Annotated in this window: 15 protein-coding genes and 1 pseudogene; 9 read left to right on the top strand and 7 right to left on the bottom strand. The window is 70.8% G+C overall.

Going from position 1 to position 16,354, the window contains the following annotated elements; genetic code table 11:
* Positions 1 to 59: 59 nt before the first annotated feature.
* The 5 genes from AB0I10_RS05380 to iolC form a co-directional block, all read right to left on the bottom strand.
* On the bottom strand, positions 60 to 1,553 hold the full coding sequence (locus AB0I10_RS05380; RefSeq protein ID WP_363150973.1) for a CoA-acylating methylmalonate-semialdehyde dehydrogenase: 1,494 nt from the start codon (positions 1,551 to 1,553) through the stop codon (positions 60 to 62).
* Between the two features lie 37 nt (positions 1,554 to 1,590).
* Positions 1,591 to 3,507 carry a 3D-(3,5/4)-trihydroxycyclohexane-1,2-dione acylhydrolase (decyclizing) gene (iolD, locus tag AB0I10_RS05375; protein ID WP_363150972.1) on the bottom strand — a complete coding sequence of 639 codons (1,917 nt, stop codon included), beginning with the start codon at positions 3,505 to 3,507 and terminating at the stop codon, positions 1,591 to 1,593.
* A complete protein-coding gene (gene iolB / locus AB0I10_RS05370) occupies positions 3,504 to 4,445 on the bottom strand; it encodes a 5-deoxy-glucuronate isomerase (protein WP_363150971.1) in 942 nt (313 codons plus the stop codon). Before iolB ends, iolD begins: the two co-directional genes overlap by 4 nt.
* 67 nt (positions 4,446 to 4,512) lie before the next feature.
* Positions 4,513 to 5,400, bottom strand: a complete 888-nt coding sequence (locus AB0I10_RS05365) for a deoxyribose-phosphate aldolase (protein WP_363150970.1) — start codon at positions 5,398 to 5,400, stop codon at positions 4,513 to 4,515.
* A gap of 106 nt (positions 5,401 to 5,506) precedes the next feature.
* Complete coding sequence (gene iolC / locus AB0I10_RS05360; RefSeq protein WP_363150969.1) at positions 5,507 to 6,499, bottom strand: 5-dehydro-2-deoxygluconokinase; 993 nt, start codon at positions 6,497 to 6,499, stop codon at positions 5,507 to 5,509.
* A 391-nt stretch (positions 6,500 to 6,890) separates the two neighbouring features.
* Here iolC and AB0I10_RS05355 point away from each other — a divergent pair, with 391 nt between their 5' ends.
* The 7 genes and pseudogenes from AB0I10_RS05355 to AB0I10_RS05325 all read left to right on the top strand — a co-directional run bounded on the left by AB0I10_RS05355 (position 6,891) and on the right by AB0I10_RS05325 (position 12,583).
* Positions 6,891 to 7,811 carry a sugar phosphate isomerase/epimerase gene (locus tag AB0I10_RS05355; RefSeq protein WP_363150968.1) on the top strand — a complete coding sequence of 307 codons (921 nt, stop codon included), beginning with the start codon at positions 6,891 to 6,893 and terminating at the stop codon, positions 7,809 to 7,811.
* 126 nt (positions 7,812 to 7,937) lie between these two features.
* Positions 7,938 to 8,960, top strand: a complete 1,023-nt coding sequence (locus AB0I10_RS05350) for a Gfo/Idh/MocA family oxidoreductase (protein WP_363150967.1) — start codon at positions 7,938 to 7,940, stop codon at positions 8,958 to 8,960.
* Between the two features lie 16 nt (positions 8,961 to 8,976).
* Positions 8,977 to 10,437: a sugar porter family MFS transporter gene (locus AB0I10_RS05345; RefSeq protein ID WP_363150966.1), complete on the top strand. Its 1,461-nt coding sequence runs from the start codon at positions 8,977 to 8,979 to the stop codon at positions 10,435 to 10,437.
* Between the two features lie 110 nt (positions 10,438 to 10,547).
* Entirely contained in the window at positions 10,548 to 10,931 is a 384-nt protein-coding gene (locus tag AB0I10_RS05340; protein WP_363150965.1) for a peptidoglycan-binding domain-containing protein, read from the top strand.
* Positions 10,932 to 11,238: 307 nt separating this feature from the next.
* Positions 11,239 to 11,457 (top strand): MarR family transcriptional regulator, encoded by a 219-nt coding sequence (locus tag AB0I10_RS05335; protein WP_363150964.1) that lies wholly within the window; start codon positions 11,239 to 11,241, stop codon positions 11,455 to 11,457.
* 224 nt (positions 11,458 to 11,681) lie between these two features.
* Positions 11,682 to 12,074: pseudogene (locus AB0I10_RS05330) on the top strand (2-dehydropantoate 2-reductase N-terminal domain-containing protein); the annotation flags it as partial.
* Between the two features lie 158 nt (positions 12,075 to 12,232).
* Positions 12,233 to 12,583, top strand: a complete 351-nt coding sequence (locus AB0I10_RS05325) for a ketopantoate reductase C-terminal domain-containing protein (protein WP_363150963.1) — start codon at positions 12,233 to 12,235, stop codon at positions 12,581 to 12,583.
* On the opposite strand, the gene AB0I10_RS05320 is transcribed toward AB0I10_RS05325, so the two are convergent.
* A complete protein-coding gene (locus AB0I10_RS05320) occupies positions 12,580 to 13,689 on the bottom strand; it encodes a LacI family DNA-binding transcriptional regulator (RefSeq protein ID WP_363150962.1) in 1,110 nt (369 codons plus the stop codon). The genes AB0I10_RS05325 and AB0I10_RS05320 overlap by 4 nt on opposite strands.
* Positions 13,690 to 13,942: 253 nt before the next feature.
* Here AB0I10_RS05320 and AB0I10_RS05315 point away from each other — a divergent pair, with 253 nt between their 5' ends.
* On the top strand, positions 13,943 to 15,025 hold the full coding sequence (locus tag AB0I10_RS05315) for a Gfo/Idh/MocA family oxidoreductase (RefSeq protein ID WP_363150961.1): 1,083 nt from the start codon (positions 13,943 to 13,945) through the stop codon (positions 15,023 to 15,025).
* Positions 15,022 to 15,789: a sulfite exporter TauE/SafE family protein gene (locus AB0I10_RS05310; RefSeq protein ID WP_363150960.1), complete on the top strand. Its 768-nt coding sequence runs from the start codon at positions 15,022 to 15,024 to the stop codon at positions 15,787 to 15,789. Before AB0I10_RS05315 ends, AB0I10_RS05310 begins: the two co-directional genes overlap by 4 nt.
* Here the strand turns inward: AB0I10_RS05310 and AB0I10_RS05305 are convergent.
* Positions 15,773 to 16,336, bottom strand: a complete 564-nt coding sequence (locus AB0I10_RS05305) for a GNAT family N-acetyltransferase (RefSeq protein WP_363150959.1) — start codon at positions 16,334 to 16,336, stop codon at positions 15,773 to 15,775. The two genes, AB0I10_RS05310 and AB0I10_RS05305, sit on opposite strands and share 17 nt — an antisense overlap.
* Between the last annotated feature and the right edge of the window lie 18 nt (positions 16,337 to 16,354).

Raw genomic sequence — 16,354 nt, 5'->3', positions numbered from 1 at the left:
CCCCCTGCCGACAGGGGAACGGCAGGGGAACGGGGCCGGTGGTTCCTGGCGCGGCCCCGTCAGTGGTTGCGGGGGAAGCCCAGGTTGATGCCGCCGTCGGACGGGTCGGGCCAGCGGGTGGTGACGACCTTGCCGCGGGTGTAGAAGTGCACGCCGTCGTTGCCGTAGATGTGGTGGTCGCCGAAGAGGGAGTCCTTCCAGCCGCCGAAGGAGTGGTAACCGACGGGGACCGGGATCGGCACGTTCACGCCGACCATGCCGGCCTCGACCTCCAGCTGGAAGCGGCGGGCCGCCCCGCCGTCCCGGGTGAAGATCGCGGTGCCGTTGCCCCAGGGCGAGGCGTTCATCAGGGCGATGGCGTCGTCGTAGGTCTCGACGCGGACCACGGACAGCACCGGGCCGAAGATCTCGTCGCGGTAGGCGTCCATCTCGGGCGTCACATTGTCCAGCAGCGAGACGCCGAGCCAGTGGCCGTTCTCGTAGCCGTCGACGGTGTAGCCGGTGCCGTCGATGACGACGTCGGCGCCCTGGGCCGCGGCGCCCTCGACATACGAGGCGACCTTGTCGCGGTGGACCTTGGTGATCAGCGGGCCCATCTCGGAGGCCGGGTCGTCGCCGGGACCGATCCGGAGCTTGTCGGCACGCTCCTTGATCTTGCCGATCAGCGGGTCTGCGGTGTCACCCACGGCGACGACGACGGAGATCGCCATGCAGCGCTCGCCGGCCGAGCCGTAGGCGGCGTTGATCGCCGAGTCGGCGGCCAGGTCGAGGTCCGCGTCCGGCAGCACCAGCATGTGGTTCTTGGCGCCGCCCAGCGCCTGGACGCGCTTGCCGTTGGCGGTGCCGGTGGTGTGGATGTAGCGGGCGATGGGGGTGGAGCCGACGAAGGAGACCGCGGCGACGTCCGGGTGCTCCAGGATCGCGTCGACGGCCACCTTGTCGCCGTTGACGATGTTGAGGACACCGTCGGGCAGGCCCGCCTCGGCGGCCAGCTCGGCGAGCTTGAAGGCGGCGCTGGGCACCTTCTCGCTCGGCTTGAGGACGAAGGTGTTGCCGCAGGCGATGGCCATGGGGAACATCCACATCGGCACCATGGCGGGGAAGTTGAACGGCGTGATGCCGGCCACGACACCGAGGGACTGGCGGATCGCGGCGACATCCACCCGGGTGGAGACCTGGGTGGACAGTTCGCCCTTGAGCTTCTCCGGGATACCGCAGGCCAGCTCGACGATCTCCAGACCGCGGGCGACCTCACCGAGCGCGTCGGAGTGCACCTTGCCGTGCTCCGCGGTGATCAGCGCGGCGATCTCGTCGCGGTGTGCGTCGATCAGCTCGCGGTACTTGAACAGCACCGAGGTGCGCTTGGCCAGGGAGCTGGTGCCCCAGCTGCGGAACGCTTCCTTGGCGGCGGCGACCGCGGCGTCCACCTCGCCGACGGAGGCGAAGGCGACCTGCTTCTCCTGGGCACCGGTGGCCGGGTTGTAGACCGGGCCGAAGTTGCCGGAGACGCCCTCGACGGGCTTGCCGCCGATCCAGTGGCTGATGGTCTTCATTCGGGGGGCCTTTCTGGGTGACGACTGCGAGCTGAGGTCAGAGGTGGCGGCGGCGTCCTGCGACCTGACGGTCGTACGCCTCGCGGGCGGCGACCGCCGCCGGACGCGTCGCGGTCTCGGCAACAGGGACATCCCACCAAGCCTGGGCGGCCGGCGCGCCCGGCACAGTGTCAGTCGTTTCGGTCTCGACATAGACACATGTGGGGTGGTTCGAGGCACGTGCCTCGGCGAGCGCGGCGCGCAGCTCACCGACCGTGGCGGCGCGCAGGATGTGCATCCCGAGCGAGGCGGCGTTGGCGGCGAGGTCGACGGGCAGCGGCGCACCCGTATACGTCCCGTCCTTGGCGCGGAAGCGGTAGTCGGTACCGAAGCGCTCACCCCCGGTCGCCTGGGAGAGCCCGCCGATGGACGCGTAGCCGTGGTTCTGGATGAGGACGAGGTTGATGTTGACGCCCTCCTGGACCGCGGTGACGATTTCGGTGGGGTTCATCAGATATGTACCGTCGCCGACGAGCGCCCACACCGGCCGGCCCGGAGCGGCGAGCCGGACGCCGATCGCGGCCGGGATCTCATAGCCCATGCAGGAGTAGCCGTATTCGAGGTGGTACTGCCTGCGGGACCGGGCGCGCCAGAGCTTGTGCAGGTCACCGGGGAGCGAGCCGGCGGCGTTGATGACGATGTCGGTGTCGTCGACGAGGGCGTCCAGGGCGCCGAGAACCTGGGTCTGGGAGGGGCGCACGGAGGCGTCCGCGGCGCCGTATGCGGCGTCCACCCGGCTCTCCCACTCCTCCTTGGCCGCGCCGTAGCCCGCTTCGTACGCCTCGTCGACACGGTGACCGGACAGGGCGCCGGTGAGCGCTTCGAGGCCGGCCCGGGCGTCGGCGACCAGGGCGCTCGCGCCGAGCTTGTGGGAGTCGAAGGAGGCGATGTTGAGGTTGAGGAAGCGCACACCGGGCGCGGCGAAAAGGGTGGCCGAGGCGGTGGTGAAGTCGGTGTAGCGGGTGCCGACGCCGATGATCAGGTCGGCCTCGCGGGCGAGGGTGTCGGCGGTGGCGGTACCGGTGTGGCCGATGCCGCCGATGTCGGCGGGATGGTCGTGGCGCAGCGAGCCCTTGCCGGCCTGGGTGGAGGCCACGGGGATGCCGGTGGTGTCGACGAAGGCGCGCAGCGCGTCCTCGGCCTCGCTGTGGTGGACGCCGCCGCCCGCGATGAGCAGGGGCCGGCGGGCGCCGCGGATGGCGCGTACGGCGGCGGCCAGCGCAAGGGCGTCGGGCGCGGGACGGCCCACGTGCCACACCCGGTCGGCGAAGAACTCCTCGGGCCAGTCGTACGCCTCGGCCTGGACGTCCTGCGGCATGGCGAGGGTGACCGCGCCGGTGTCGACCGGGTCGGCGAGGACGCGCATGGCCTGGAGGGCGGCGGGGATCAGCGCCTCGGGGCGGGTGACCCGGTCGAAGTAGCGGGACACCGGGCGCAGCGCGTCATTGACCGACACATCGCCCGCGTACGGGACTTCGAGCTGCTGGAGCACCGGGTCGGCGGGGCGGGTGGCGAAGACGTCGCCGGGCAGCAGCAGGACCGGGAGGCGGTTGACGGTGGCGAGCGCGGCGCCGGTGACGAGGTTGGTGGCGCCGGGGCCGATGGAGGTGGTGACGGCGTGCGCGGAGAGCCGGTCGGACTGCCGGGCGTAGCCGACGGCAGCGTGCACCATGGCCTGTTCGTTGCGGCCCTGGAGGTACGGCAAGCCCGGGGGTCCGGGGGTCGTCCCCCGGTCGGAAACAGAGCCGGATTCCAGCAGCGCCTGGCCGATGCCCGCCACATTGCCATGGCCGAAGATGCCCCAGCAGGCGTTGATCAGGCGGTGCCGGCGGCCGTCCCGCTCGGTGTACTGATGGGCGAGGAACTCGACCAGGGCCTGCGCGACGGTGAGGCGGCGTGTCGTCGGGGCGTTCATCGGGGGTCTCCTGAGGGAGCGTCGTAGAGAGGGAGTCGGGGGTCGACGGGCCGGCTCGGCCAGGTGGAGCGGATCCAGCCGTGGTCGGGGTGGTCGCAGATCAGCCACTCACGGGTGGCGGCGGGGCCGGCCATGACATTGAGGTAGTACATGTCGTGTCCGGGGGCGGCGATGGACGGGCCGTGCCAGCCGTCGGGGATCAACACCGCGTCGCCGCCACGGACTTCGGCGAGCACGTCCGTGCCGCGGCCGCGCCCGGACGGGCTGACGCGCTGATAGCCCAGGCCCGGCTTGCCGTGCCCGCTCGCGTCAGCCGCAGCGGCGATCTCGAAGTAGTAGATCTCTTCGAGCTCGGATTCCTCACCGGGGCGGCATTCGTCGTGCTTGTGCGGCGGGTAGGAGGACCAGTTGCCGCCCGGGGTGAGCACTTCGACCGCGATGAGCTTGTCGCACTCGAAACCCTGTCCACTTCCGCCTCCGGCGGGGGCGGCCGCTGCGAAGTTGTTGACCTGGCGGGAGCAGTTGCCGGTACCGCGCAGCTCTACGGGGACGGCGGACGCGGGCCCGTAACGGGCCGGGAGCCGCCGCGCGCAGCGGGCGCCGGTCAGCGCGAACCGCCCGCCTGCCCCGCTGGCGATCTGCACATGCGCGTCGCGCGGCACATACGCGAAGTCCGTCACTCCGCTGAACACGCTTTCCCGGCCGGTCAGTTCGAAGATCTCGCCGCTGTCGGTCAGGACCGTGCAGCCACCGGAGAGGGGCAGCACGATCCATTCGCTGTCGCCGGTGGCGAAGGAATGATGGCCGCCGGGCGGCAGTTCCAGGACGCGGAGGGAGGAGTACCCCCAGCCGGCCCGCTTCGGGTCGATGTCGAGGGCGTACGGACCGTCGGCCGCCTGCCCCGCTTTGATGTGGAATTCCGAGATCTCAGCGTTCATAACTGCAAGTCTCCTACTCGCCACTGACAGTCAGCGAAGTCCGGCCGGCCGAACCGGCCGGAGTCGGTTAGAGAAGCCCGACGGCGGTGTCCACGGCGGCCGCGACATCGCCGTCGGCCGGGTAGAGGAGGGAGCGGCCGACGACCAGCCCCTGCACGGTCGGCAGCCGCAGCGCCTTGCGCCACTTCTCGTAGGCGACTTCCTGGTCCTGGACGGTGGTGCCGATGTCGCCGCCGAGCAGCACCGTCGGCAGCGTCGAGGCCTCGCAGACCCGGGCCATCGCGTCGGGGTCGTCGGTGACCGGCAGCTTCAGCCAGGTGTACGCGGAGGTGCCGCCGAGGCCGGAGGCGATGGCCACCGAGCGGATGACGGCCTCCGCGCTCAGATCGTTGCGGACCTTGCCGTCGACCCGGTGGGAGAGGAACGGCTCGACGAAGACGGGCAGTTCCCGCTCGGCCATCGCGTCGATGGCGCGCGCGGTGGCCTCCAGAGTGGCCAGTGAGCCCGGGTCGCCGTAGTCGATACGGAGCAGGAGCTTGCCTGCGTCGAAGCGGAGCCGGGCGATGTCCTGGGGGCGGTGGCCGGTGAACCGGTCGTCCATCTCGAAGGCGGCGCCCGCGAGACCGCCGCGGTTCATCGAGCCCATCACCACCTTGCCTTCGAGGGCGCCGAGCAGCAGCAGGTCCTCCAGAATGTCGGCGGTGGCGAGGACGCCGTCCACACCAGGCCGCGACAGTGCCAGTACCAGGCGTTCGAGCAGGTCGAGGCGGTTGGCCATGGCGAGTTGCCGGTCGCCGACGGCGAGCGCGCCGCGGGCCGGGTGGTCGGCGGCGACGATCATCAGCCGGCCGCTGTCGCCGATGAGCGGGCGACGGGTGCGGCGGGCGGCGGCCTCCGCGATCGCTTCGGGATGCCGGGCCCGCAGCGTCGCGAGGTCACTGATCCGAGGGGTCAAGGCGTAACTCACCTTCTTGAGGCCACAGATGCGGCAGGTGCGACAGATGCGGCAGTTGTGGCAGACGATGCGGGCATGGCCGCGGCGGCCAACGCGTCCAGGGGGGTCACCGGTCCGCCAGGAACGCGTCGACCTCGTCGGCCGTCGGCATCGCGGAGGAGCAGGCGAGCCGGGAGGCGACGATGGCGCCGGCGGCGTTGGCGTAGCGCATCATCGGCTCCAGTTCCCAGCCGCTGAGCAGGCCGTGGCAGAGCGAGCCGCCGAACGAGTCGCCGGCGCCCAGCCCGTTGACGACCTCGACCGGGGTGGGCGGGACCTCGGCGGTGCGGCCGTCCCGGTGGACGGCGAGCACACCCTTGGGCCCCTGCTTGATGACGGCGAGTTCGACGCCCATCTCCAGCAGCGCCTGGGCGCAGGCCTTGGGGTCGCGCAGTCCGGTGGCGACCTCGGCCTCGTCGACGTTGCCGACCGCGACCGTGGCGTGCTGGAGGGCGGCTTCGTAGTACGGGCGGGCGGTGGCCATCGCGGCGGCGCCGGACGCGCCGCCGTCCTTGGAGGCGCCGCCCTCGCCGCCCCAGAACATCGGCCGCCAGTCGAGGTCGAAGATGGTGGTGCCCGCTTTGGCGCGGGCCTCCAGCGCGGCGAGGGTGGCACTGCGGCTGGGCTCCTCGCACAGCCCGGTGCCGGTGATCCAGAAGATTCGGGCCGCCCGGATGGCGTCCTGGTCCAGCTCCTCGGAGCGGATGACCAGGTCGGGGGCCTTGGGGCGGCGGTAGAAGTAGAGCGGGAAGTCGTCCGGCGGGAAGATCTCGCAGAAGGTGACCGGCGTCGGATACGCGTCCACCGGGGTCACCCAGCGGTCGTCCACGCCGAAGTCGCGCAGCGCCTGGTGGATGTAGTCGCCGAACGGGTCACGCCCGGTGCGGCTGATGACGGCCGAGCGGCGGCCGAGCCTGGCGGCGGCGACCGCGACATTGGTGGCGGAGCCGCCGAGGAACTTCCCGAACGTCTCCACTTGGGCCAGCGGCACGCCGGTCTCCAGCGGGTAAATGTCCACTCCGATGCGACCCATCGTGATCAGGTCGTACGGCTCGGTCATATGCGCCCCTTCGGTTGGGCCGGCGGTGGGGGTACCTCCCGCTCGAGAGGAGTCGAGAGTGGGGGAGGGTTCGGGTTCGGCGGGTTCGGCTCTGAGCAAAGGTCTAACCGGGAGGGTCAGACCCTGTCAACAGTTTGTCCTTACATTCTGACGTAGATGACTACAGAGGAGTGCCCGGAAGCTCACCCGGAAGGGCACCGAGATGAGCACCCGAAGGGCGCTCGACGTAACACTCAGAAGGGGGTGGCCCGCCCACCCGTCGTTGCAAAGTCATTAAGTCCTTATGTCAGGACGAAGTCTTGACACTCCCCGGGGCGGCAGAGAGGCTGTGCCCCACAACCCGACCCAGCGCCTCCCGGTCACCGCCGACCGGCGAGAGGAGAGCCGCAGCATGTCCGCACCCCGTGCCGTTGCGCCCGTTCTGGACCGCATTCGCGTCGGTTCCGCCCCCGACTCCTGGGGCGTGTGGTTCCCCGACGACAACCAGCAGGTCCCCTGGAAGCGCTTCCTCGACGAGGTCTCCGAGGCCGCATACGAGTGGATCGAGCTCGGCCCGTACGGCTACCTCCCCACCGACCCGGCCGTGCTCCGCGACGAGCTCGCCCCCCGGAACCTGAAGGTCTCGGCCGGCACGATCTTCACCTCGATGCACCACGGCCCCTCCGTGTGGGACAAGACCTGGGCACACGTCTCCGAAGTCGCCACCCTCACCCAGGCGATGGGCGCCAAGCACCTCGTCGTCATCCCCTCCTTCTGGCGGGACGACAAGACCGCCGAGGAGATCGAGCCGCGCGAGCTGACCGTCGAGCAGTGGAAGCACCTGACCACCGGCATGGAGCGGCTGGGCAAGCGGGTGCAGGACGAGTTCGGGCTGGAGATCGTGGTGCACCCGCACGCCGACACCCACATCGACACCGAGGAGCACGTCGAGCGCCTCCTCGACGTCACCGACTCCAGTCTGGTCAACCTCTGCCTGGACACCGGCCATTACGCCTACTGCGGCGGCGACAGCGTCAAGCTGATCCACACCTACGGCGAGCGGATCGGCTACCTCCACCTCAAGCAGGTCGACCCGGACATCCTCGCCGAGGTCGTCGCCAAGGGCACGCCCTTCGGGCCCGCCGTCAAGCAGGGCGTGATGTGCGAACCGCCGCTCGGCGTCCCCGCGCTGCCGCCCGTCCTGGAGGCCGCCCAGGCGCTGAACGTCGACCTCTTCGCCATCGTCGAGCAGGACATGTACCCCTGCCCGCCCGACCAGCCCTTCCCCATCGCGCAGCGCACCCGCCGCTTCCTCAGCTCCTGCGGCGCCTGAGCCATGATCACCTCCGCCTCATGCGTTTGCCGCGCGACACCTCCTCACACCCCGACAACGATTACGTAGAGTAATTGGTTCCGAGGGCGTATCACACTCTGTAGCACGTAAGGACTTGAGGACGACATGACTTCGTACGGAACGCTCGGCGTGGCCGTCATCGGCACCGGCCGGATGGGCGCCGACCACGTACGCCGTATCCACGACGTGATCAGCGGCGCCCGGGTCGCGGCGGTCGTCGACATCGACACGGACCGGGTCAACTACCTCGCCGCCGGCATCGAGGGGTGCACCCCGTACACCGACCCGGCCGCCGCCATGGACGACCCCGGGGTGGACGCCGTACTGATCGCCTCCCCCGGCCCCGCCCACGAGGCGGCGCTGCTGGACGCGTTCGCCCGCGATCTGCCCGTCCTGTGCGAGAAGCCGCTGACACCGGACCCGGCCTCCGCGCTGCGCGTCCTGGAGGCCGAGCAGAAGCTGGGCCACCGCCGCGTCCAGGTCGGCTTCATGCGCCGCTACGACGCCGACTACCTCACCCTCAAGTCCCTTCTTGACAAGGGCACTTACGGTCGCCCGCTGATGCTGCACAACAAGCACCGCAACGCCGACACACCCCCCGGCTTCACCAACGCCATGATGATCCACGACTCGGTGGTGCACGAGATCGATGTGACCCGCTGGCTCCTGGACGAGGAGATCGCCGCGGTCCGCGTGCTGCGCCCGGCCCCCACCGGCAACGCTCCCGACGGGCTCAGCGACCCGCAGCTGATCCTCTTCGAGACCGCGGCAGGACAGGTCGTCGACACCGAACTCTTCGTCAACTGCGGCTTCGGCTACCAGGTCAGCTGCGAGGCGGTCTGCGAGGGCGGCACCGCCCGGATCGGCGACGATCGCGGCGTGTTCGTCAATACGACCGGCCACTGGGGCGGCGCCATCACCCCCGGCTTCATCGAGCGCTTCGAGGAGGCGTACGACCGGCAGGTGCAGCGCTGGGTGGACGCCACCCGGCGCGGCGAGGTCGAGGGCCCCAGCTGCTGGGACGGCTATGCGGCGGCCGCGGTCTGCGAGGCGGGCGTCCTCGCCCAGGCCACCGGCGAGCGCGTCACCGTTGACCTGATCGAGCGGCCCGCGCTGTACGAGCGGTGACGGGCACGGAGAACCGATGACCGCTCCGACCAGCCGGGCGGCGCCCATCGACGCGCCCGAGAACGCCCCGGCCCGCCACACCTCCGCACGCAACGCCAAGCGCTTCATCATCGGCATCGCCGCCATCGCCGCGCTCGGCGGCGCCCTCTTCGGCTACGACACCGGCGTGGTCTCCGGCGCCCTCCCCTTCATGGAGAGCCACTTCGGCCTCACCTCCCTGGGCGAGGGCATCATCACCAGCGCGCTGCTGATCGGCGCGGCCTTCGGCTCGCTGGCCGGCGGCCGGATGTCCGACACGCTGGGGCGGCGCAACTCCTTGCTGTGGGCGGGCGCGGTGTTCATCGGCGGCGCACTGGCCGTCGCCCTCGCGCCCACCGTCCCGTTCATGGCCGTGGCACGCTTCGTCCTAGGCCTCGCCGTCGGCAGCGCCTCCGTCATCACCCCGCTGTATCTGTCGGAGATCGCGCCACCGCACATCCGCGGCCGGCTGGTCTCCTTCAACTCCCTGATGATCGTCAGCGGTCAGCTGCTGGCGTACCTCATCAACGCCGTCCTGGCGCAGTGGGAGGCCTGGCGCTGGATGCTGGGCCTCGCCGCGCTGCCCGCCGTGGCCCTGTTCACCGGCCTGTTCTTCCTGCCCGACACCCCACGCTGGTACATCAGCAAGGGGCGACCGGACGAGGCGGCCCAGGTGCTGCGCCGGACGCTGCCCGCCGAGGACGTCGCCGCCGAACTGGCCCGTATCGACCACGCCCGCGGCCTGGAGGCCGACGCGCGGCGCGGCGCCTGGCGGGAACTGCGCACCCCCTGGGTGCGCCGGCTGCTGCTGGTCGGCATGGGTCTTGCGATCGTCCAGCAGATCACCGGCGTCAACGCGGTCATCTACTTCGCGCCCAAGATCCTCTCCACCACGGGCCTGGGCACCGACGCCGCGATCACCGCCACCATCGCCGTCGGCGTCATCTCCGTCCTCGCCACCGCGATCGGGATGTCGCTGATCGACCGGGTTGGCCGACGGCCGATGCTGATCACCGGTCTGTCCGGCATGACGGTCTCCCTCACCCTGCTCGGCGCGGCTTTCCGCCTGCCGCACTCCACCGCCGTCAGTTACCTCGTGCTCGGCCTGATGGTGCTCTACCTGGCCTTCATGCAGGCCACACTCAACACCGGCGTCTGGCTGCTGCTCGCCGAGATGTTCCCGCTCAAGGTCCGCGGACTGGCCATGGGCGCCGCGGTGTTCGTGATGTGGCTGGTCAACTTCGGTGTCGCGCTGACCTTCCCGGTGCTGCTCGACGCGGTCGGCGCCGGTGTCGCCTTCTGGCTGTTCGGGGCGATGTGCGTGCTGTCGCTGCTCTTCTGCAAGCGGTACGCGCCGGAGACGAAGGGGCTGGCCTTGGAGGACCTGGAGGACGAGCTGCGCAAGGCGGACGAGCGGCGTGAGGCAGACGAGTTGCGCGGGGCGGCGACGTCCGCCTGAACCGGCGTCGGGTGCAACCGCCGCCGGTCGTGCACGCGTCAGAATGGGTGGAATCACATCCAACGGGGGAAACGGTGGAATTCGTGAATGCCAACACAGCCAGTCGTGACATGACGGTCAGTCGCACGGGAGCCGGCCGTGCTCGTGCCAGCAGGCGGGCGGCCGTCCTGGCCGCGACCGTGGGACTGCTGACCGGCGGTCTGCTCGCCGCTCCTGCGGCCCAGGCGACCCAGGCCCAGGAACCGCAGCTCGACACCCATGCCGCGTGCACGTACTACGACGGTGACAAGCTCACGGTCTACGGGCAGCACGGTGCCCGCGTCTCGCAGGTGCAGTGCCTGCTGGCGAACCGTCACTACCTCGGCTGGAGCAGCGTCACCGGCAACTTCGGTGACAAGACTCTGGCCGCGGTGAAGAAGTTCCAGTCCCGTCATCATCTGACCGCCGACGGCAAGGTGGGCAAGAAGACCTGGCACGCGCTCTACTACGCCTGATCTGCATCGCTTGATCTGCATCGCTTGATCCGCATCACCGCATCACCTCAACTGCACCACCGCACCGCCCATGTGGCGGGTCGGCCCCCTGGCTGGGGACCGGCCCGCCACATGTCTGTCACAGCCGTCCTGCCGTCGTCACGGCTGTCACCATTACCCGGATCTTCCGTCACAACCGATCAACAGCCCCTCCCCGCCGGTCACTGCGTGCCGTTGTCCGGGCACAGGGTGGTCAGCACGCCGTGCGCGGCCCCCTGCTGGCTTCCCCTGGCCGACCCTGCGCACGGCGCTCAGGAGGTGCTCAGAGATGACCGACCGGAGGCTCTGGTCGTACAAGGAGATCGCCGCACACATCCGGGTACAGCCGGACACCGTGCGCTCGTACCGCAAGCACGGGCACCTGCCGGAACCGGATCTGGTGGAGAGCGGCAGACCGTACTGGTTCGCCGACACCGTCAGAGCGTGGGTGGCGCGCAGGCCGGGCCATCGCGGCCGGCGTGAGGCGGTGGACCAAGCCGATGGCTGAACCTGTGGGCTGAGCCACTCCCCGCCAGATCCGATCCTGCTCGGATCCGGCCCCCGGGTCCGGTCCCCCCGAATCCCTTGATCGTAGGCCCCACGCCCGTCCGGTGTGGGGCCTACCGTTCCTCCGGGCTGAACAGCAGTGAGCCCGATCAACCGCACGCCCCGAACGGTCTTGGGCGCACTGGTCCCCGGCGTACTCAGCCCCGGGGCGGCGACACGCATCCTGTGCGTGGTCCGGTCCCGGGAGGCCAGTTCCCTACGCGACCTGGCCAATTGGGCACGGCCAGTGGCGACGGGGAGGCCCCGGACCATCTCTCTGGTGGAGCGGGGGCCCCGCACGCTGGCGCCGTTCCCGGCGTCCCACATCGCACAGACACGCTAACCCGGCCCGCTCAGGGCAACACAAGCCCACGAGCAGGCCATCACACGATCGAGCTAAATCGACGCTGTGCTCCCCGGCCCGGCACCGCCGTCGCGGTGCTGCAGAACGGCGTCGGCCTGGAGGAGCGGGTCGCCCCCTACGTCCCCGAGGGCACCGCGATCCTGCCCACCGTCGTCTATATCTCCGCCGAGCGCACCGCGCCCGGCCGGATCCTGCATCATGTCGCCAGCGAACTGCATGTCCCCGAGGGCCCGTTGGCCGAGCGGTTCGCGTCCCTGCTGGCCGACAGCGAACTGCGGGTGCGGCCCGTCGCCGACTTCGCCACCGTCTCCTGGCGCAAACTCTTCACCAATCTCGCGGCCAACCCTCCCCCATTGCCTGAACGGCATGGGAGGTGCCCCCATCCGCCCTCCTCCAGCAGCGGATCGGGGTTTTCGCCGACCCCGAGGTGGCCTCGCTGGCCCGCGATCTGCTCCGTGAGGCCGCCGTCGTCGCGCGCGCCGAGGGCGCGGACATCGGCGAGCGGGATGTCGAAGGGACGCTGGAGATCTATGCCGCGGCCCCACCCGACGGCGGCTCCTCGATGCTCTACGACCGCCTCGCGGGCCGCCCGTTGGAGCATGAGCACATCACCGGCGCGGTGGTCAGGGCCGGCGAACGGCACGGTATCGACACGCCGTTGAACGGGATGCTGCTGACTCTGCTGCGTGCGATCGACCGCGACCTGCGGGACGGCTCCTCCTAAGCGGGCCGGGGCGGCTCCTCCTGGGCAGGCCGGGGCGGGGCCGTCGAACCCCTGACCTCCAGTTCCGGGGCGACGAGTTGGTGGCCGCTTGGCGCCTCCGGGCGCTCCATCCGGTCCAGCAGGCAGCGCGCCGCGCGGCGGCCTACCTCATGGCTGGCGTTGTTCACCGAGTTCAGCCAGAGGTGCCGGATGCGGGAGAGGTAGGTGTTGTCGTAGCCGACGAGGGAGAGATCGGCGGGGACGGCCAGGCCCAGCTCCTCGGCGGCGGACAGCGCGCCGATGCAGGAGATGTCGTTGAACGCGAAGACCGCGGTGGGGCGTTCGGCGCCGCGGGCCGGGTTGAGCAGCCGGACGGCGGCGCGGTAGCCGCCCTCCTCGGTGGCGTCGCCGGGCTCCACGACGGCGCTCGCCGCCAGCCCATGGGCGCGCATGGCCGCCTCGAAGCCGCGCCGGCGCAGCTCGCCCACCAGGCCCTGTCCGGCGATATGGGCGATCCGGCGGTGGCCGAGGCCGATGAGGTGCTCGGTGGCGAGCCGGGCGCCGCGCTCGTCGTCGTTGGCGACGATGTCGGCCCGCGGCAGCCGGGGTTCGTGGTTGCCGGCGATGACGGTCGGCAGCCGCTCGGCGACCTCGGCAAGGCCCGCGGTGTCCGGCAGGGTGCCGACGACGACGATGCCGTCGACCCGCAGTTCCTGGAACGTGCGGGCGAAGTCCTGCCCGGCCCGCCGGTCGAGCCGCCCGTCGGCCATCAGCATCCGCAGACCGTGCGCGTGCAGCAGTGAATTCAGGCCGTCGAGGACCTCGACGAACCAGGGGTTGCGCATGTCGTTGAGGAGCACACCGACGGTGTGCGTACGGCGCGCGACGAGGCTGCGGGCCGCGGCGTTCGGCCGGTAGCCGAGCTCTTCGATCGCCTCCAGCACGGCCTGCCGCTTGGCGTCGCTGACCCGCGGCGAGCCTTGCAGCACCAGCGACACCAGCGATTTGGAGACGCCCGCGCGCTCGGCGACGCCACGGATCGTCGGGGGCCGCCCGACACCCGGCCGTTGCGCGCCCGACCGCCCATCGGGCCGCTCACCGGGCTGCCGTCCATTGGACCGTTCCATGAACGGAAATCCTTCCATCGGAGCAGGTCGGCGTCAATGCAGGGGCTGCGCCGGGGCAGCACTCGGGGCAACCGCCCTGCAGAAGGGTTGACATACGGACATTCAGACATGCAGGGTGCCCGGGACGGCACCGTTGGACCGTTCCAATTTCGTCGGCGCAATACCGCCCCTCCACGCCTTCTCTCCCGCCCCTCCTCTCCTGTCCCCCTCTGCCGTCCCCCTTCTCCCCTTACCCCTGGAAAGGATCCGAGGCATGAAGATCGGTCTGATCGGCACCGGGCGCATCGGCGCGTTCCACGCCGAGACCCTCCAGAACGTCCCCGGCGTCTCGGACATCGTCGTCGCGGATATGGACGCCGCGCGCGCCGCGTCGCTCGCGGGCACCCTCGGCGTACGGGCCGCCGCCGGCATCGAGGAGATGTACGCGGACGGCCTGGACGGCGTGGTGATCACCGCGGCCACCAGCGCCCACGCGACTCTGATCCACCAGGCCCTGGACGCCGGGGTCCCGGTGTTCTGCGAGAAGCCGGTCGCACTGGACGTCGCGGGCACCATCGGTGTCGTGGAGCGCGCGCAGGCCGGAACCGTACCCGTACAGATCGGCTTCCAGCGGCGCTTCGACGCCGGGTACCGCGCCGCCCGCGAGGCGCTGCACTCCGGCGAACTGGGCTGGCTGCACACCCTGCGCGCCTGCACCAGCGACCAGACGCCGCCACCGGCCGGGTATATCCCGACCTCCGGCGGGCTGTTCCGGGACTGCAGCATCCATGACTTCGACATCCTGCGCTGGCTCACGGGCCGCGAGGTGGTCTCGGTCTACGCACAGGGCGCCAACCGCGGTGCGTCGTTCTTCACCGAAGGGGGCGACGTCGACACCTGCGCGGCGCTGCTGCGCTTCGACGACGACTCGCTGGCCACCGTCACCGCGACCCGCTACAACGGCGCGGGCCACGACGTCCGGCTGGAGGTCTGCGGCTCCGAGGGCGCCCGCATCGTCGGCCTCGACGACCGCGCGCCGCTGCCGTCGGCGGAGCCCGAGCTGTCGTGGCACCGGTCGGCCGCCCCGTATGCCACGTTCATGGAGCGCTTCCATGACGCGTACGTCACCGAGCTGGGCGTCTTCGCCGAGGTCGCCGCGGGCCGTGCGCCGAGCCCCTGTTCGCCCGCCGAGGCGCTGGAGGCGCTGTACATCGCCGAGGCCTGCGAACGCTCGCGGCGGACCGGACTGCCGGTCGCCGTCGCCGACGTCCGGGCCACCGGCGGCCGCGCCACGAGCGGCCCCGGGTCCGGCAACGGCCCCAGCTCCGGTGACGGCGGTGCGGCCACGGGCGCGTGACCGGCCTCGGCCTCATACCGCTGGGCACGCTGGTGCTCGCCGCGCTGCTGGTGGGGGTCTCCAAGACCGCCATCAGCGGTGTCGGCGCGCTGAGCGTTGCCCTGTTCGCCGCCGTACTGCCCGCCAAGGAATCCACCGGTGCCCTGCTGCCGCTGCTCCTCGTCGGGGACGTACTGGCTGTCGGCGCGTACCGTCGGCACGCCGACTGGCCCGCGCTCCTGCGGCTGTTGCCGTCGGTCGCGGCCGGCATCCTGCTCGGCGTCGCCTTCGTCGCCGAGACCGGCGACACCGTCATCCGGCGCACGATCGGGGCGCTGCTGCTGGCGATCGTGCTGCATCATCTGTGGCAACGGGCGCGTAACCGCCGGCCGTCGGACGCGGACTCCGGAACGGACGAGGTGACCGGCCGTCAACGCCACGTCCGAGCTCTGCTCTTCGGTCTCGTCGCAGGTTTCGCCACCATGGTCGCCAATGCCGGTGGCCCGGCGATGTCGCTCTACCTCCTCTCCTCGGGCTTCACCATGCTCGGCTTCCTGGGCACCGGGGCGTGGTTCTTCCTCATCCTCAATGTCGTCAAGCTGCCGTTCAGCATCGCGCTGGGGCTGATCACAGCCGGCGCACTCGCCCTGGACGCGGTGCTCGCACTCGCCGTACTCGTCGGCGCGGTCATCGGCCGCGCCTGCGTGCACCGCATCAACCAGTCCCTCTTCGAGCGCCTGGTGCTCCTCTTCACCGCGCTCTCCAGTCTCAACCTCCTGCGCTGAGACCAGCGGACGACCGGGACGCGGCGGCCAGATCCACCCGCCATTCGTTGGACCGCATCAAGTTCCCCTTGGGGTACTCGAATTGGCACTCCCCCACGAGACCGAACCCCGCCCTACGACAGACCGCGTTCGACGCGGTATGCGCCACCGAGGGAAACGCATACAGGGAGCCGTGCCGCCCCTCGGCCCTGGCCGCCGCTATGACCTCCCGCACCGCCGCCATCGCTACGCCCCGGCCCTGGAACTCGGGCAGCACACCCCACCCCGTCTCGTACACCTTCTCCCCCTGCCAGGTCCGCTCCCAGAACCCGATCGACCCGGCCACGTCCCCTTCCGGCCCGTCCTCCGGCAGCAGCACTATGCGGAACATCCGCCCCGGGCCGTTGAGTTCGAGATATCTCCGGTGCCGCGCGAGCACCTGTTCCTCGGTCTCCGGGCCGCCGACATGCTCGGTCATCTCCGGTACGTTGGTCCTGCGCAGCAATGCGAGATCGGCCGCCGTCCACGGCTCGATCCGCACCCGCGGCGCGGCTGTCCGATGCCTCATATGAACACGGTAGGGGCA

The sequence above is a fragment of the Streptomyces sp. NPDC050636 genome, assembly GCF_040654775.1.
Classification (GTDB): Bacteria; Actinomycetota; Actinomycetes; order Streptomycetales; family Streptomycetaceae; genus Streptomyces.
This window is presented reverse-complemented; position numbering and strand designations above follow the sequence as displayed.

Bases quoted from the DNA above. Each gene is read 5' to 3' on its own strand.
- AB0I10_RS05380 (WP_363150973.1), bottom strand. From the start codon at position 1,553: ATGAAGACCATCAGCCACTGGATCGGCGGCAAGCCCGTCGAGGGCGTC.
- iolD (WP_363150972.1), bottom strand. From the start codon at position 3,507: ATGAACGCCCCGACGACACGCCGCCTCACCGTCGCGCAGGCCCTGGTC.
- iolB (WP_363150971.1), bottom strand. From the start codon at position 4,445: ATGAACGCTGAGATCTCGGAATTCCACATCAAAGCGGGGCAGGCGGCC.
- iolC (WP_363150969.1), bottom strand. From the start codon at position 6,499: ATGACCGAGCCGTACGACCTGATCACGATGGGTCGCATCGGAGTGGAC.
- AB0I10_RS05355 (WP_363150968.1), top strand. From the start codon at position 6,891: ATGTCCGCACCCCGTGCCGTTGCGCCCGTTCTGGACCGCATTCGCGTC.
- AB0I10_RS05350 (WP_363150967.1), top strand. From the start codon at position 7,938: ATGACTTCGTACGGAACGCTCGGCGTGGCCGTCATCGGCACCGGCCGG.
- AB0I10_RS05345 (WP_363150966.1), top strand. From the start codon at position 8,977: ATGACCGCTCCGACCAGCCGGGCGGCGCCCATCGACGCGCCCGAGAAC.
- AB0I10_RS05340 (WP_363150965.1), top strand. From the start codon at position 10,548: ATGACGGTCAGTCGCACGGGAGCCGGCCGTGCTCGTGCCAGCAGGCGG.
- AB0I10_RS05335 (WP_363150964.1), top strand. From the start codon at position 11,239: ATGACCGACCGGAGGCTCTGGTCGTACAAGGAGATCGCCGCACACATC.
- AB0I10_RS05320 (WP_363150962.1), bottom strand. From the start codon at position 13,689: ATGGAACGGTCCAATGGACGGCAGCCCGGTGAGCGGCCCGATGGGCGG.
- AB0I10_RS05315 (WP_363150961.1), top strand. From the start codon at position 13,943: ATGAAGATCGGTCTGATCGGCACCGGGCGCATCGGCGCGTTCCACGCC.
- AB0I10_RS05305 (WP_363150959.1), bottom strand. From the start codon at position 16,336: ATGAGGCATCGGACAGCCGCGCCGCGGGTGCGGATCGAGCCGTGGACG.